The sequence below is a fragment of the Agromyces italicus DSM 16388 genome, assembly GCF_000421545.1.
Classification (GTDB): Bacteria; Actinomycetota; Actinomycetes; order Actinomycetales; family Microbacteriaceae; genus Agromyces; species Agromyces italicus.
In genome coordinates this window covers 70,708-84,561 of the sequence record NZ_ATXF01000001.1, presented here as the reverse complement: position 1 = coordinate 84,561, position 13,854 = coordinate 70,708, and the positions used below count along the sequence as shown (strand labels likewise).

Here is a 13,854-nt window from a genome sequence, read left to right as displayed (position 1 = left end):
GCGATCGACCAGGGCACGACGAGTTCGCGCGCGATCATCTTCGACAAGGCCGGATCGATCGTCTCGACCGGGCAGCTCGAGCACGAGCAGATCTTCCCGAAGGCCGGCTGGGTCGAGCACGACCCCGCCGAGATCTGGACCAACACCCGCGAGGTGATCGGGCAGGCCCTCGGCAAGGCCGACCTCACCCGGCACGACATCGCCGCGGTGGGCATCACCAACCAGCGCGAGACCGCCGTCGTGTGGGACAGGAACACCGGCGAACCGGTGTACAACGCGATCGTCTGGCAGGACACCCGCACCCAGCCCATCGTCGACCGTCTCGCGGCCGACGGCGGCGTCGAGCGGTTCAAGCAGCAGGTCGGTCTGCCGCTCGCGACGTACTTCTCGGGCACGAAGATCGTGTGGATCCTCGAGAACGTGCCCGGCGCGCGAGAGAAGGCCGAGGCCGGCGACCTCCTGTTCGGCACGACCGACACCTGGGTGCTCTGGAACCTCACCGGCGGCACTGAGGGCGGTGTGCACGCGACGGATGTCACGAACGCGAGCCGCACGATGTTCATGGACCTCGAGACGCTGCAATGGGACGACGGCATCCTCGCCGCGTTCGGCGTGCCGCGCTCGATGCTCCCCGAGATCAAGTCGTCGTCGGAGGTGTACGGCACGGTCGAGCCGTCGAGCCTTCTCCGCGAGGTGCCGGTCGCCGGCATCCTCGGCGACCAGCAGGCCGCGACCTTCGGACAGGCCGCGTTCGAGACCGGCGAGTCGAAGAACACCTACGGCACGGGCAACTTCCTCATCTTCAACACCGGCGAGGAGATCGTCCACTCGAAGAACGGCCTGCTCACGACCGTCGGCTACAAGCTCGGCGACCAGCCGCCGCACTACGCGCTCGAGGGCTCGATCGCCGTCACCGGATCGCTGATCCAGTGGCTGCGCGACAACCTCGGCCTCTTCTCGAGTTCGCCCGAGGTCGAGGAGCTCGCGAAGTCGGTCGAGGACAACGGCGGCGCGTACTTCGTACCCGCGTTCTCGGGCCTGTTCGCGCCGTACTGGCGACCCGACGCCCGCGGTGCCCTCGTCGGCCTCACCCGCTACGTCAACAAGGGCCACATCGCCCGCGCGGCCCTCGAGGCGACGGCCTTCCAGACGAGGGAGGTTCTCGATGCGGTGAACGCCGACTCGGGCGTCGACCTCACCGAGCTCAAGGTCGACGGCGGCATGATCGCCAACAACACGCTCATGCAGTTCCAGGCCGACATCCTCGGCGTGCCGGTCGTGCGTCCGGTCGTCGCCGAGACGACGGCGCTGGGCGCGGCGTACGCCGCCGGCCTCGCGGTCGGATTCTGGTCGAGCCTCGACGAGCTGCGGGCGAACTGGCAGGAGGATTCCCGCTGGGAGCCGAAGATGGACGCCGACGAACGCGACCGGCAGCTCCGGCTCTGGAAGAAGGCCGTGTCGAAGACCTTCGACTGGGTCGACGACGACGTGAAGTAGCGACGTCGGCGACGAAGCACGGGCCTCGTGGATGCCACGGGGCCCGCATCGTCGTTCAACACGGGATCAGCGCTTGGTCGCCGCGATCCACTCGTCGAGTTTCGCGGCGGCGGCGCCCCGATCGATGGTCTCCTCGGCGATCGCCATCTTGTCACGGAAGCGATCGAGGATCGGGCGCTGGAACTGGGCCGGGTCCTTCGCGAGCTCGAACGAGACGAGGCCGGCGGCCGCGTTCAGGACCACGATGTCGCGGACGGCGCCGCGCGCGCCCGCGAGTACCTCGTGCACGATCGCGGCGTTGTGCGTGGCGTCGCCGCCCGTGAGCGCGTCGATGCTCGCCCGCGGGATTCCGAGGTCGCGCGGATCGAGGTCGTGCTCCTTCACCGTGCCGCCCGAGACCTCCCACATGTGGCTGTGCCCGGTGGTGGTGAGTTCATCGAGCCCGTCGTCGCCACGGAAGACGAGCGCGGTGGCGCCGCGCGTCTGGAACACGCCGACGATGAGCGGTACCCGATCGAGCTGGGCGACGCCGACCGCCGAGGCTTCGGGCCGGGCAGGATTGCAGAGCGGACCGAGGAAGTTGAAGACGGTGGGAACGCCGAGCTGGGCGCGCACGGCACCGGCATGGCGGAATCCGGGGTGGAACGCCGCGGCGTAGGCGAACGTGATGCCCGCCTCGTCGAGCACCTTCGTCACGCGCTCGGCGGGCAGGGCGAGGTCGAGCCCGAGCGCGGCAAGCACGTCGGAGGAACCCGACGCCGAGCTCGCCGCACGGTTGCCGTGCTTGATCACGGGTACGCCGGCGGCCGCGGCGACGATCGACGCCATGGTCGAGACGTTCACCGTGCCGAAGCGATCGCCGCCGGTGCCCACGATGTCGAGCGCCATGGGGTCAGCCGCGAGCGGAACGGCGTGTTCCAGCACGGCGTCGCGGAAGCCCACGATCTCGTCGACCGTCTCCCCCTTGATGCGGAGCGCGACGAGGAACGCCGCGAGTTGCGCCTCGGTCGCGGCGCCCGTCATCACCTGTTCCATGCACCACGCGGCATCCGAAACGCTGAGATCTACCCCCTGTAGAAGGGAGTTCAGGACGTCGGGCCAATTCTGGTGATCGGGCATGTGCCGATCCTATCCGCCCGATTCACGGCGTATTCCCGGGCTTCCCACAGCGCGACTTAGGGTTCCCTTACCCGTCTCGGCCGACACGGTCCAGGCGGATGACGAAAACTCAGGCCTGATTTCGGCCATAATGGGAGGGTGACGAGCACCTCAATCACTTATCAGGCGAGCGCGCCCGTGATCAATCGACCGAACACCGTAGCGGTGGGAACGATCGTCTGGCTGGGCAGCGAGGTCATGTTCTTCGCCGGCCTCTTCGCGATCTACTTCACGTTGCGGTCGACCTCGCCCGAGCTCTGGGCGTTCGAGGCCGATCGACTCAACTTCCCGTTCTCGCTGACGAACACGATCATCCTCGTGCTCTCGTCGTTCACCTGCCAGTTCGGCGTCTTCGCGGCGGAGCGCATGCAGCCGTACGCAACCGGCGCGTGGTACAACGTGGCGAAGTGGGGCATGGTCGAGTGGTTCTTCCTCACCTTCGCGATGGGCTCGATCTTCGTCGCCGGCCAGGTTTGGGAGTACGCCACCCTCGTCTCCGAGGGCATCGCGATCGACTCCAACGCCTACGGCTCCGCGTTCTACCTGACGACCGGCTTCCACGGCCTCCACGTCACCGGCGGCCTCATCGCGTTCCTGCTCATCATCGGCCGCGTGTTCGCGGTCAAGAACTTCGGTCACCGCGAGGCCACGAGCGCGATCGTCGTCTCGTACTACTGGCACTTCGTCGACGTCGTCTGGATCGGTCTCTTCCTCGTCATCTACGTACTGAAGTAAGCCGCCCCGAGAAGCGTCAGCCCTCATGCCCGTGAACAGGAAGAACCACATGACTCGCTCGAAGCGACGCGCCGGACGCCGGCACCCGCTCGCCACCGCCGCGCTCCTCGCGCTCGGTCTCGTCTTCACCGGCGGCGCCTACGCAGCGCTCAGCACCGGCACCGTCGCCCAGGCCGAAGTCGACCCGAACTCGCAGCAGACCATCGAAGAGGGCAAGAAGCTCTTCCAGGCGAACTGCGCGACCTGCCACGGCCTCGAGGCCCAGGGCACCGACAACGGGCCGAGCCTCATCGGCGTCGGCGCCGCCTCGGTCGATTTCCAGGTCGGTACCGGCCGCATGCCGATGCAGATGCAGGGCCCGCAGGCACAGCAGAAGCCCGTCCAGTTCACCGATGAGCAGGTGAAGCAGCTCGCCTACTTCGTCGCCTCGCTCGGCCCGGGCCCCGAGATCCCGAGCGACCACCTCGTCAACGGCGGCGGCGACGCCGCCAACGGTGCCGAGCTCTTCCGCATCAACTGCGCGATGTGCCACAACGTCGCCGGCGCCGGCGGCGCGCTGACCGAAGGCAAGTTCGCTCCCCCGCTCACGGATGTCTCGGGCGTGCACATCTACGAAGCCATGGTCACGGGCCCGCAGAACATGCCGGTGTTCAACGACCTGAACATCTCCCCCGAAGACAAGCGCGACGTCATCACGTACCTCAAGTACGTCCAGGACAACCGTTCTCCTGGCGGATTCGAGCTCGGCTCGCTCGGCCCGGTCGCGGAGGGCCTGTTCATCTGGATCTTCGGTCTCGGCGCGATCGTCGCGATCACCGTGTGGATCACGGCGAAGTCCAACTAGCGCACGCCCGGCACTGAAGAAGCTACGAAGGAGAACCATGGCACAGGACGACCACAGCAGCGCGGAGATCGCCGCTGCCGACTCGTCGCACGCCGCGCACGATTCAGCCGTCTCGCCGGGTACTGCGGTCATCACCGCTGACACGTTCGAGAACCCCGGATTCCCGCCGCACCGGCCCCGCGTCACCGACGAAGACCCGAAGCGCGAGAAGCGTGCGCAGCGCACCGTCTACACGCTCTTCTATTTGTCGATCCTCGGCAGCGTCTGGGCCATCGCGGCCTACATGCTGTTCCCGATGGAGTCGAACAACGTCGGGGACGTCCGGCTGAACAACATGTTCATCGGCCTCGGTGCGACGCTGGCTCTGTTCGGCATCGGCTTCGGGGCCGTGCACTGGGCGAAGTCGATCATGACCGACGTCGAGCTCGCCGACGAGCGCCACCCGATCGGCGGCTCCCCCGAGACGCAGGCGGCGGCCGCGAAGGTCTTCGCCGACGCCGACCGCGAATCGGGCTTCACCCGTCGTGCCGCGATCCGCAACAGCCTCATCGGCGCGCTGCTGGTCTTCCCGCTCCCGGCCGTCGTCCTGTTCCGCGGATTCGCCCCGCAAGATCAGATCCCCGTCGAGCTGCTCAGCCACACGATGTGGAAGAAGGGCACGCGCCTCGCGCTCGACCCGTCGGGCACGCCGATCAAGGCCGCCGACGTCACCATCGGCAGTGCGTTCCACGTGATCCCCGAGGGCCTGACCGAACTCGAGCACGGCCGGCTCGAAGAGAAGGCGAAGGCGGCAGTGCTGCTCATGCGCCTGAACCCCGAGGAGCTCAACGAACTGCCCGATCGCGAAAGCTGGTCGTACGAGGGCATCGTCGCCTACTCCAAGATCTGCACCCACGTCGGTTGCCCGGTCGCGCTGTACGAGCAGCACACGCACCACCTGCTCTGCCCCTGCCACCAGTCTCAGTTCGATGTGGCCAACCACTGCGAGGTCATCTTCGGACCGGCCAAGCGGCCCCTGCCGCAGCTGCCGATCGCCGTCGACGACGAGGGCTACCTCATCGCGCAGAGCGACTTCACCGAACCCGTCGGCCCGAGCTTCTGGGAGCGCCATTGAGCACCGCACCGTCCGCCACCGCGCCGCAGAAGCGGTCGTTCACCGCGGCAGCCTCCGTCTACGTCAACGAACGGACGAGTGTCGCCGGCTTCGTCAAGGAGCTCGGTCGCAAGGCGTTCCCCGACCACTGGTCCTTCCTCCTCGGTGAGGTCGCGCTCTTCGCCTTCGTCGTGGTGCTCATCTCGGGCACCTTCCTGACGTTCTTCTTCCAGGCGTCGATGGCCGAGGTCCACTACGACGGCTCGTACGTGCCGCTCAAGGGCGTCGAGATGTCGGTCGCGATGGCGTCGACCCTCGACATCTCCTTCGACATCCGCGGCGGCCTGTTCGTGCGCCAGATGCACCACTGGGGCGCGCTGCTGTTCGTCGCCGCCATCGGACTGCACATGCTGCGCATCTTCTTCACGGGTGCGTTCCGCAAGCCGCGCGAGCTGAACTGGGTGATCGGCTTCATCCTCTTCATCCTCGCGATGGCCGAGGGCTTCACGGGCTACTCGCTGCCCGACGACCTGCTCTCGGGCAACGGCCTCCGCATCATCGACGGCATGGTCAAGGGCATCCCGCTGATCGGCACGTGGACGTCGTTCCTCATCTTCGGCGGCGAGTTCCCGGGCACCCAGATCGTGGGTCGTCTCTACACCCTGCACATCCTGCTGCTCCCGGCACTCGTGGTCGCGCTCGTCGCCCTCCACCTCGTGTTCGTGGTCGTCCACAAGCACACGCAGTACGCGGGCCCCGGCAAGACCCAGCAGAACGCGGTCGGACCGCCCATCCTCCCGATCTACGCGGCCAAGGCCGGTGGGTTCTTCTTCATCGTCTTCGGTGTGCTCGCGCTCATCGCGTCGATGTTCACGATCAACCCGATCTGGAACTACGGTCCCTACGACCCGTCGCCCGTGTCGGCAGGTACCCAGCCCGACTGGTACATCGGCTTCGCCGACGGCGCGCTGCGTCTGATCCCGCCGGGTTGGGAGTTCGTGTGGCTCGACCGCACCTGGTCGTTCAACATCATCGTGCCCCTCGTCGTGCTCGGCGGATTCATCGTGACGGTGCTCATCTATCCGTTCATCGAGGCGTGGGTGAAGGGCGACAAGCGCGAACACCACATCGTCGACCGCCCTCGCAACGCTCCGACGCGTACCGCGATCGGCGCCGCCGGAGTCACGTTCTACGCAGGTCTCTGGGCCGCGGCGAGCTCCGACATCCTCGCCACCCACTTCTGGCTGACCATGGAGGGCGTGATCCACGCTCTCCAGGCCACGGTCATCATCGGCCCGTTCGTCGCGTACTTCATCACGAAGCGCGTCTGCCTCGCACTGCAGAAGAAAGACCGTGAGATCGTGCTGCACGGCTACGAGTCGGGTCGAATCGTCAAGCTCCCGGGTGGTGAGTTCATCGAGGTGCACCAGCCGCTCGACGAGTACGAGCGCTGGCGTCTGGTGAGCTACGAGAGCTACGAGCCGCTCATGATCCGTCCGAACGCGCGTGGCAAGATCACCGTCGGTCAGCGCCTTCGCGCCGCGATCTCGCGTTGGTTCTTCGAGGACCGCATCGCGCCGGTCACGAAGGGCGAGCTCGAGGCCGGCCACGACGGCCACCACTGACGCACGCGTCTGACAGATCCGGGCACCGAACCATGTCGATCGATTCGACCTGGCTTCGGTGCCCGAACTGTTTCCTCGACCTCTCCCCCATCGACGATCGCGTCTTCGGATGCGGATCGGGTCATCGATTCGACCGTTCGAAGCACGGCTATCTCACGCTGCTTCCCCCGGGTGCGCCACGCACGATCGGCGACGATCCCGAGATGCTGCGCGCCCGCGCCGAGCTCCTCGGCAGCGGTGCCTACGCTCCGATCTCGGATGCGCTCGTCGAGGCCGTGCGGTCGGTGGCGAAGGACGCGCCCGGGTCCCCCTTCCCCGGTGGATCGGGCTCCTCGTTGCGTATCGCTGACCTCGGCTGCGGCACGGGGCACTACTCTGCAGAGCTCGCGCGAGCACTCCCCGAGCTCCAGTTCCTCCTCGCGGACAGATCGCCGGATGCGGTACGCGCGAGCCTGCGTGCGCTCGGCGACGCGACCGGCATCGTGCTCGACATCTGGCGCCCGCTTCCGCTTCGCACCGACAGTGTCGACATCATCCTCAACGTGTTCGCTCCGCGCAATCTCGAGGAGTTCGCGCGCGTGATCCGCCCCGGCGGAAGCATTCTCAGCGTGGTGCCGACCGAGCGGCACCTTCAGGAGTTGCGCCGTGACGGCCTCGTCCTCGACATCCCCAGCGGCAAGTCATCGCGACTGATCGAGCAACTCGGCGACGCCGGATTGACGCTGCATTCGACCGCAGCGGTCGAGTATTCCCTCCAGTCGGATGCCGCGACGCGACTCCGACTCGCCGAGATGGGCCCATCGGCGCACCATGTCGAGACGCTCGCTCTCCACGCGGCCGGCGCCCGCGTGAACATCGAGCCGCTCGATCCCGTCACGGTCTCGGTCGAGCTCTTGAGCATCACCCACGTGACGCCCACCTGAGACGACTGGCATGACCGGCGTGCGGGAACGGCGCCCGGGTTCCATAATTGCGTCGTGGACGACTGTTGCAGCGCGAGCGGCGCAGCGCCGAGGCGCACCGGTGTCGGGGACGAACGCTACGACGCCGTCTTCGACGAGCGATTCGCACGGCGGGTCGCACGCCACTACGCGCGACGGGGTCTGGCTGCTCCTGAGCGGCGCATCGTCGCCTACCTCGTCGACGAGGTCGGCGTCGAAGGCGCACGGGTTCTCGAGATCGGCGGCGGGGTCGGCGAGTTGCAGTTGGCCCTGCTCGAACGCGGCGCCGCGAGCACCGTCAACCTCGAGTTGTCCGCTGCCTACGAGAAGACCGCACACCGACTGCTCGCCGAAGCGGGTGTGGCGGGTCGAGTGACCAGGACGGTCGGCGTCGACATCGCCGAACACCCGAATGCCGTGGGCCCTGCCGACATCGTCGTGCTCCACCGGGTCGTGTGCTGTTATCCCGACGCCGAGCGCCTGCTCTCGGCCGCGGCGGATCTGGCGACCAGTGCGCTCGTCTTCAGCCATCCACCGAGAAGTGTGATGAGCCGGGCCGCTGCGGGCTGGGTGAATCTCGTGATGCGGCTCCTCGGGCGAGGCTATCGGGGATTCGTCCACTCCCCCGACGCGATGGTCGGCGTCGTCTCGGCGCACGGGCTGCATGCGAGCTATCGACACCAGGATCGAGTCTGGTGCATCGTCGGGGCACGGCGATGACGACCGCTCGCCTGCACGACGAAGCCCCCGACACCGATGGGCGTCGGGGGCTTCGATGAACGAACGTCAGCGCGCGAAGTTGCCGCGGTAGTACTCGTAGACCCAGCCGACGAGGCTGATGAGACCGATGCCGACCGCGATGAACGAGATCCAGAACCCGACCGCGAGGCCGAGGAAGAGGAGCGCCGCCGCGCCGGCGAGCATGATGGGCCACCAGCTCCACGGGCTGAAGAATCCGAGCTCGGCGTCGCCGTCGTCGATGTTGGCGTCGAGACGGTCCTCGGGCAGTTCTGCGCCCTGAGCCTTGTGCACGCGACCGAGGTAGAACGCGATGAAGCCCGAGAGGATCGCGGTCAGGCTGATCGCGACCGTACCCGCCCACTCGGGGTGGTCGAGCCCGCGCGAGGCGTTGTCGGCCCAGCTCCACGCCGTGTAGACGCCGGCCATGATCACGAAGAAGACCGTGAGGATCCAGAACAGGATGACGTTGGCGCGCATTACTTGATCTCCTCCGTGGCGGCGTCGTACGTCGGTGCCTCAGGGGCGTCCTTCGCGGGGCCGATGCCGACCGGAATGCCGGCCTCGGGGTGGTTCAGGTCGAACGCGGGACGCTCGGAGCGGATGCGCGGGATCGACGTGAAGTTGTGGCGCGGCGGCGGGCAGCTGGTCGCCCACTCGAGCGAGCCGCCGTAGCCCCACGGATCGTTGACCGTGACCTTGGGAGCGCGGCGAGCCGTGATGTAGACGTTCAGGAAGAACGGGATCAGCGAGATCGCGAGGATGCCCGCACCGATCGTCGACAGCTGGTTCATCCAGGTGATGTTGTCTTCAGGCAGGTACGAGTAGTACCGGCGAGGCATGGCGACGACGCCCAGCCAGTGCTGCACGAGGAAGGTCGTGTGGAAGCCGATGAAGAGCAGCCAGAAGTGCCACTTGCCGAGCGTCTCGTTGAGCATCTTGCCGGTCCACTTCGGCCACCAGAAGTAGAAGCCGGCGAACATCGCGAACACGACCGTACCGAACACCACGTAGTGGAAGTGCGCGACGACGAAGTAGGTGTCGGAGACGTGGAAGTCGAGCGGCGGCGACGCCAGGATCACACCGGTCAGACCGCCGAAGACGAACGTCACGAGGAAGCCCAGCGACCAGATCAGCGGTGTCTCGAAGGTGATCGAACCTCGCCACATCGTGCCGATCCAGTTGAAGATCTTCACACCGGTCGGAACGGCGATGAGCATCGTCATCAGGGCGAAGAAGGGCAGCAGCACCGATCCCGTGACGTACATGTGGTGGGCCCAGACGGTGACCGACAGAGCCGCGATCGCGATCGTCGCGTAGATCAGGGTCTTGTAGCCGAAGATCGGCTTGCGGCTGAAGACCGGGAAGATCTCGGAGACGATACCGAAGAACGGCAGCGCGATGATGTAGACCTCGGGGTGGCCGAAGAACCAGAAGAGGTGCTGCCACAGGATCACGCCGCCGTTGGCGGGGTCGTAGATGTGCGCGCCGAAGACGCGGTCGGCGGCGGCGGCGAGCATCGCGGCCGCTAGGACGGGGAAGGCCATCAGCACGAGGATCGAGGTGACGAGCGTGTTCCACGTGAAGATCGGCATGCGGAACATGGTCATGCCGGGGGCGCGCATCGTGATGATCGTGGTGATGAAGTTCACCGCACCGAGGATCGTGCCGAAGCCCGAGAGGCCGAGGCCGATCATCCAGAGATTTCCGCCGACGCCCGGCGAGAACGTGGTCGAGGCCAGCGGCTGGTACGCGAACCATCCGAACGAGGCCGCACCCTGCGGCGTGAAGAAGCCGGCGACGGCCATGAGCGAACCGAAGTTGAAGAGCCAGTACGCGAAGGCGTTCAGCCGCGGGAACGCGACGTCGGGCGCGCCGATCTGCAGCGGCATCAGCACGTTCGCGAAGCCCGCGAACAGCGGCGTCGCGAACATCAGCAGCATGATCGTGCCGTGCATGGTGAACAGCTGGTTGTACTGTTCGCGGGTCTGGATGAGTTCGAGGCCGGGCTCGAACAGCTGGGCGCGGATGATCAGCGCCATCACGCCGCCGATGCAGAAGTAGATGAACGCCGTGATCAGGTACATGTACCCGATCACCTTGTGATCGGTGGACGTGATCCACTTCACCAGGATGTTGCCCTTGCGTTCGACCTTCGAGGCGCCGAACGGCAGGCTGCTCGACTGAGGTCGAGCCGGTGCGGTCGTGGTGCTCATTCGGCTTCGTGCTCCTCATTCAGTTCAGGCGCGCCCGTGCCGGGCATGTTCTGATTTCGGTCGTACTCGCTCGACAGCTGGCCCTCCTGGCCCGCCTCGCGGAGCGACTCGATGTAGTCCTCGTACTCGGCCTCGGAGACGACCTCGACATTGAAGAGCATGAGCGAGTGGTACTCGCCGCAGAGCTCGGCGCACTTGCCGGCGTAGGTGCCCTCGCGCTCGGGGACGAACGACATGTAGTTCGTCTTGCCCGGGAACATGTCTTTCTTGTAGAGGAAGTCGACGACCCAGAACGAGTGGATGACGTCGCGCGACTCGAGCTCGATCTCGACGTTCTTGCCCACGGGCAGGTACAGGGTCGGCAGCTCGGACTGGACGAGCGAGCCCTTGGGGCCCTCGTCGTCGAGCTGGCCCTGGATGCCGGGCGAGTAGACGTCTTCGTTCACGTAGTTGAAGTCCCACGCCCACTGCTTGGCGATGACCTCGACCTTGACCTCGACCTCGTCTTCGGCGAAGCGCTGCTCGATCGCCTGCTGGTCACGCGCGGTGAACGCGAAGAACCCGAGCACGAGGATCAGGGGCACGATCGTGTAGAACACCTCGATCGGCATGTTGTAGCGCAGCTGCACCGGCAGGCCCGTCTGGCCCTTGCGACGGCGGTACGCGATGACCGCCCAGATCGTCAGACCCCAGGTGATGACACCGACGATGAGCAGCACGATCCACGAGGTGACCCACAGGCCCGAGACTCGCTCGGTGTGGTTCGTGACCGGTGCCTCGCCCTCGACGAAGCCGGGGAGGAATCCGTTCAACTGAGCCTGCGTGCACCCGGCGAGTACGAGGCTGAGTGACGCTGCGATCGGAATTGCAGCCCATCGGAGACGGCGATTGTGGCGCACCGGTGACCTTTCGGGAGACTCGAAGGCGCTTCACAGCGAAGCGCGTTGATCGTTGTCTAGCCTACTCCGACTCCGCCCCCGAGGTGTGCATCCGGGTGCGGTGTCGGGCGCGCCGCGGCCCGAAAATCACCCTCGATCTGCAGAAAACACGAAAGGAGGCCGCATTTCGCGGCCTCCTCTCGGCGGGATGGCGTATGGCTCAGTGGAACGAGTCACCGCACGCGCAGCTTCCCTGCGCGTTGGGGTTGTCGATCGTGAAGCCCTGCTTCTGGATCGAGTCCTCGAAGTCGATCGAGGCTCCGTCGAGGTAGGGCACGCTCATCTTGTCGACGACGACCTCGACACCCTCGAAGTCGACGACGGCATCGCCGTCGAGCAGGCGCTCGTCGAAGTACAGCTGATAGATCAGCCCCGAGCAGCCGCCCGGCTGCACTGCGACGCGCAGGCGCAGGTCGTCGCGACCCTCCTGCGTGAGCAGGCTGCGCACCTTGTCGGCGGCGGGGTCGCTCAGCTTCACGCCGTGCGTGGTGTCGGTGATCGTGTCGCTCATGTCTCTCCTCGATGCGTCTGGAAACGCGTGATCCTCATCCCATGGTAACCGCCGGAACCCGACCGACGGCTGGAAGCCCTCAGGAATCCTCCTCTCGCGCGTCGAGTCGCGCGAGGAACAGCGCCTCGGCGAGCAGCGCCCGCTGGAAGACGCCGAGGTGCAACGACTCGTTCGGGCTGTGCGCGCGCGAGTCGGGGTCTTCGACGCCGGTCACCAGGATCTGCGCCGACGGGAACTCCTCGACCAGCTCGGCGATGAACGGGATGGACCCGCCGACGCCGATCTCGACGGCGGGCCTTCCCCAGGCGTCCTCCATCGCACCGCGGGTCTCGGCGACCGCCCATCCGCTCGTGTCGACGAGGAACGGCTGCCCGGTGTCGACGTCGTCGAAGGCGAGTCTGGCGCCGAACGGCGCGTTCCGCTCGAGGTGCGCGCGGATCGCCTCGTAGGCTTCGCGTGCGTCCTGGCCGGGGGCGACGCGCGCGCTGACACGCACCCGGACCCCGGGCACCAGCGTGTTCGACGCGTTCGCGATGTCGGGCGCGTCGATGCCGGTGATGGTGATGGCGGGCTGCGACCAGATGCGCGAGAGGATCGTGTCGTTGCCGATCGGGGTGACGCCCTCGAGCAGGCCCGTCTCGGCGCGGAGCTGCGCCTCGTCGTACTCGGGCGTCTCGAGTCCGGCCGAGGCGAGCCCGTCGACCGCGACCGAGCCGTCGGCGGCCCAGAGCGTGTCGAGCAGGCGGATGGCCGCGAACATCGCGTCGGGCACCGCCCCGCCGAACATCCCCGAGTGCGAGGCGTGCGCGAGGGTGTCGATGCGGAGGTTGAACGCGACCGCGCCGCGGAGCGCGACGGTGATCGCGGGGGTCTCGAGATCCCAATTGCCCGAGTCGGCGACGATGATCGCATCGGCCTCGAGGAGTTCGCGGTGCGCGTGCAGGAAGTTGCCGAAGGACTGCGAGAGGTACTCCTCCTCGCCTTCGATGAAGAGCGCGATGCCGAGGTCGAGGTCGTGCCCGAGCACCGAGGTGAGGGCGCGGATCGCGCCGACGTGCGCCATGATCCCGGCCTTGTCGTCGGCGGCGCCTCGACCGTAGAGGCGGTCGCCGCGGAGCGTCGGTTCGAACGGGGCCGAGTCCCAGTCTTCGTCGCGCCCGGGCGGCTGCACGTCGTGGTGCGCGTAGAGCAGCACCGTCGGCCGGCCGTTGCGCGCGGCGCGGTGCGCGATCACCGCCGGGGAGCCGAGCTGCGGGTCGTCGTCGTGCTCGGCGCCGGCCACCGGCGCACGACGGACGTCGACGAGGTCGAAGACGTCGAGCCCGCGCACGAGCTCGGCGACGGCCTCGGCGCTCGCCTGGAGATTGGCCGGGTCGAAGGCGGGCCACGACACCGAGGGGATCTTCACGAGGTCGGTCAGGTCGGCGATCGTCGACGGGAATCCATCGGCGACGGCCGCACGGATCGCCTCGACCTGCGCGTTCGCCGCATCGGCTCCGGCGACAGTGGGGAGAGAGTCGGTCATGCCGGTAATCTTAAGGGGAACCGATTCGAGGAC

Annotated in this window: 13 protein-coding genes; 7 read left to right on the top strand and 6 right to left on the bottom strand. The window is 67.0% G+C overall.

The window, feature by feature from the left end; all coding sequences use genetic code 11:
* Window positions 1-1,497, top strand: a 1,497-nt coding sequence (glpK, locus tag H516_RS0100390) for a glycerol kinase GlpK (RefSeq protein ID WP_022887750.1), incomplete at its 5' end; no start/stop codon positions are given.
* Window positions 1,498-1,563: 66 nt separating this feature from the next.
* On the opposite strand, the gene trpD is transcribed toward glpK, so the two are convergent.
* On the bottom strand, window positions 1,564-2,616 hold the full coding sequence (trpD, locus tag H516_RS0100385) for an anthranilate phosphoribosyltransferase (RefSeq protein WP_022887749.1): 1,053 nt from the start codon (window positions 2,614-2,616) through the stop codon (window positions 1,564-1,566).
* A 138-nt stretch (window positions 2,617-2,754) separates the two neighbouring features.
* Here trpD and ctaE point away from each other — a divergent pair, with 138 nt between their 5' ends.
* The 6 genes from ctaE to H516_RS17445 are packed head-to-tail and all read left to right on the top strand — an operon-like array spanning window position 2,755 to window position 8,613.
* The gene (ctaE, locus tag H516_RS0100380) at window positions 2,755-3,390 is read left to right on the top strand and encodes an aa3-type cytochrome oxidase subunit III (protein WP_022887748.1); all 636 of its coding nucleotides are present in this window, start codon (window positions 2,755-2,757) and stop codon (window positions 3,388-3,390) included.
* Between the two features lie 49 nt (window positions 3,391-3,439).
* Complete coding sequence (qcrC, locus tag H516_RS0100375; protein ID WP_026378243.1) at window positions 3,440-4,234, top strand: cytochrome bc1 complex diheme cytochrome c subunit; 795 nt, start codon at window positions 3,440-3,442, stop codon at window positions 4,232-4,234.
* A 37-nt stretch (window positions 4,235-4,271) separates the two neighbouring features.
* Window positions 4,272-5,348 (top strand): cytochrome bc1 complex Rieske iron-sulfur subunit, encoded by a 1,077-nt coding sequence (qcrA, locus tag H516_RS0100370; protein ID WP_022887746.1) that lies wholly within the window; start codon window positions 4,272-4,274, stop codon window positions 5,346-5,348.
* The gene (gene qcrB / locus H516_RS0100365) at window positions 5,345-6,952 is read left to right on the top strand and encodes a cytochrome bc1 complex cytochrome b subunit (protein ID WP_022887745.1); all 1,608 of its coding nucleotides are present in this window, start codon (window positions 5,345-5,347) and stop codon (window positions 6,950-6,952) included. Before qcrA ends, qcrB begins: the two co-directional genes overlap by 4 nt.
* Window positions 6,953-6,984: 32 nt before the next feature.
* Window positions 6,985-7,875 carry a methyltransferase domain-containing protein gene (locus H516_RS0100360; protein WP_022887744.1) on the top strand — a complete coding sequence of 297 codons (891 nt, stop codon included), beginning with the start codon at window positions 6,985-6,987 and terminating at the stop codon, window positions 7,873-7,875.
* Window positions 7,876-7,929: 54 nt separating this feature from the next.
* Window positions 7,930-8,613 carry a class I SAM-dependent methyltransferase gene (locus H516_RS17445; protein WP_022887743.1) on the top strand — a complete coding sequence of 228 codons (684 nt, stop codon included), beginning with the start codon at window positions 7,930-7,932 and terminating at the stop codon, window positions 8,611-8,613.
* Between the two features lie 66 nt (window positions 8,614-8,679).
* Here H516_RS17445 and H516_RS0100350 read toward each other — a convergent pair whose 3' ends face one another.
* The 5 genes from H516_RS0100350 to H516_RS0100330 all read right to left on the bottom strand — a co-directional run bounded on the left by H516_RS0100350 (window position 8,680) and on the right by H516_RS0100330 (window position 13,821).
* Complete coding sequence (locus H516_RS0100350; protein ID WP_022887742.1) at window positions 8,680-9,111, bottom strand: cytochrome c oxidase subunit 4; 432 nt, start codon at window positions 9,109-9,111, stop codon at window positions 8,680-8,682.
* Window positions 9,111-10,847, bottom strand: coding sequence for an aa3-type cytochrome oxidase subunit I (gene ctaD, locus H516_RS0100345; RefSeq protein ID WP_022887741.1), 1,737 nt, complete (start codon window positions 10,845-10,847; stop codon window positions 9,111-9,113). Before ctaD ends, H516_RS0100350 begins: the two co-directional genes overlap by 1 nt.
* Window positions 10,844-11,746: an aa3-type cytochrome oxidase subunit II gene (ctaC, locus tag H516_RS0100340; protein WP_022887740.1), complete on the bottom strand. Its 903-nt coding sequence runs from the start codon at window positions 11,744-11,746 to the stop codon at window positions 10,844-10,846. Before ctaC ends, ctaD begins: the two co-directional genes overlap by 4 nt.
* A 199-nt stretch (window positions 11,747-11,945) precedes the next feature.
* A complete protein-coding gene (erpA, locus tag H516_RS0100335) occupies window positions 11,946-12,296 on the bottom strand; it encodes an iron-sulfur cluster insertion protein ErpA (protein ID WP_022887739.1) in 351 nt (116 codons plus the stop codon).
* A gap of 79 nt (window positions 12,297-12,375) precedes the next feature.
* Window positions 12,376-13,821 (bottom strand): dipeptidase, encoded by a 1,446-nt coding sequence (locus tag H516_RS0100330; RefSeq protein WP_022887738.1) that lies wholly within the window; start codon window positions 13,819-13,821, stop codon window positions 12,376-12,378.
* Between the last annotated feature and the right edge of the window lie 33 nt (window positions 13,822-13,854).

Coding starts and splice junctions, on each gene's coding strand:
- trpD (WP_022887749.1), bottom strand. CDS start 2,616: ATGCCCGATCACCAGAATTGGCCCGACGTCCTGAACTCCCTTCTACAG.
- qcrC (WP_026378243.1), top strand. CDS start 3,440: ATGACTCGCTCGAAGCGACGCGCCGGACGCCGGCACCCGCTCGCCACC.
- qcrA (WP_022887746.1), top strand. CDS start 4,272: ATGGCACAGGACGACCACAGCAGCGCGGAGATCGCCGCTGCCGACTCG.
- H516_RS0100360 (WP_022887744.1), top strand. CDS start 6,985: ATGTCGATCGATTCGACCTGGCTTCGGTGCCCGAACTGTTTCCTCGAC.
- H516_RS0100350 (WP_022887742.1), bottom strand. CDS start 9,111: ATGCGCGCCAACGTCATCCTGTTCTGGATCCTCACGGTCTTCTTCGTG.
- ctaD (WP_022887741.1), bottom strand. CDS start 10,847: ATGAGCACCACGACCGCACCGGCTCGACCTCAGTCGAGCAGCCTGCCG.
- erpA (WP_022887739.1), bottom strand. CDS start 12,296: ATGAGCGACACGATCACCGACACCACGCACGGCGTGAAGCTGAGCGAC.
- H516_RS0100330 (WP_022887738.1), bottom strand. CDS start 13,821: ATGACCGACTCTCTCCCCACTGTCGCCGGAGCCGATGCGGCGAACGCG.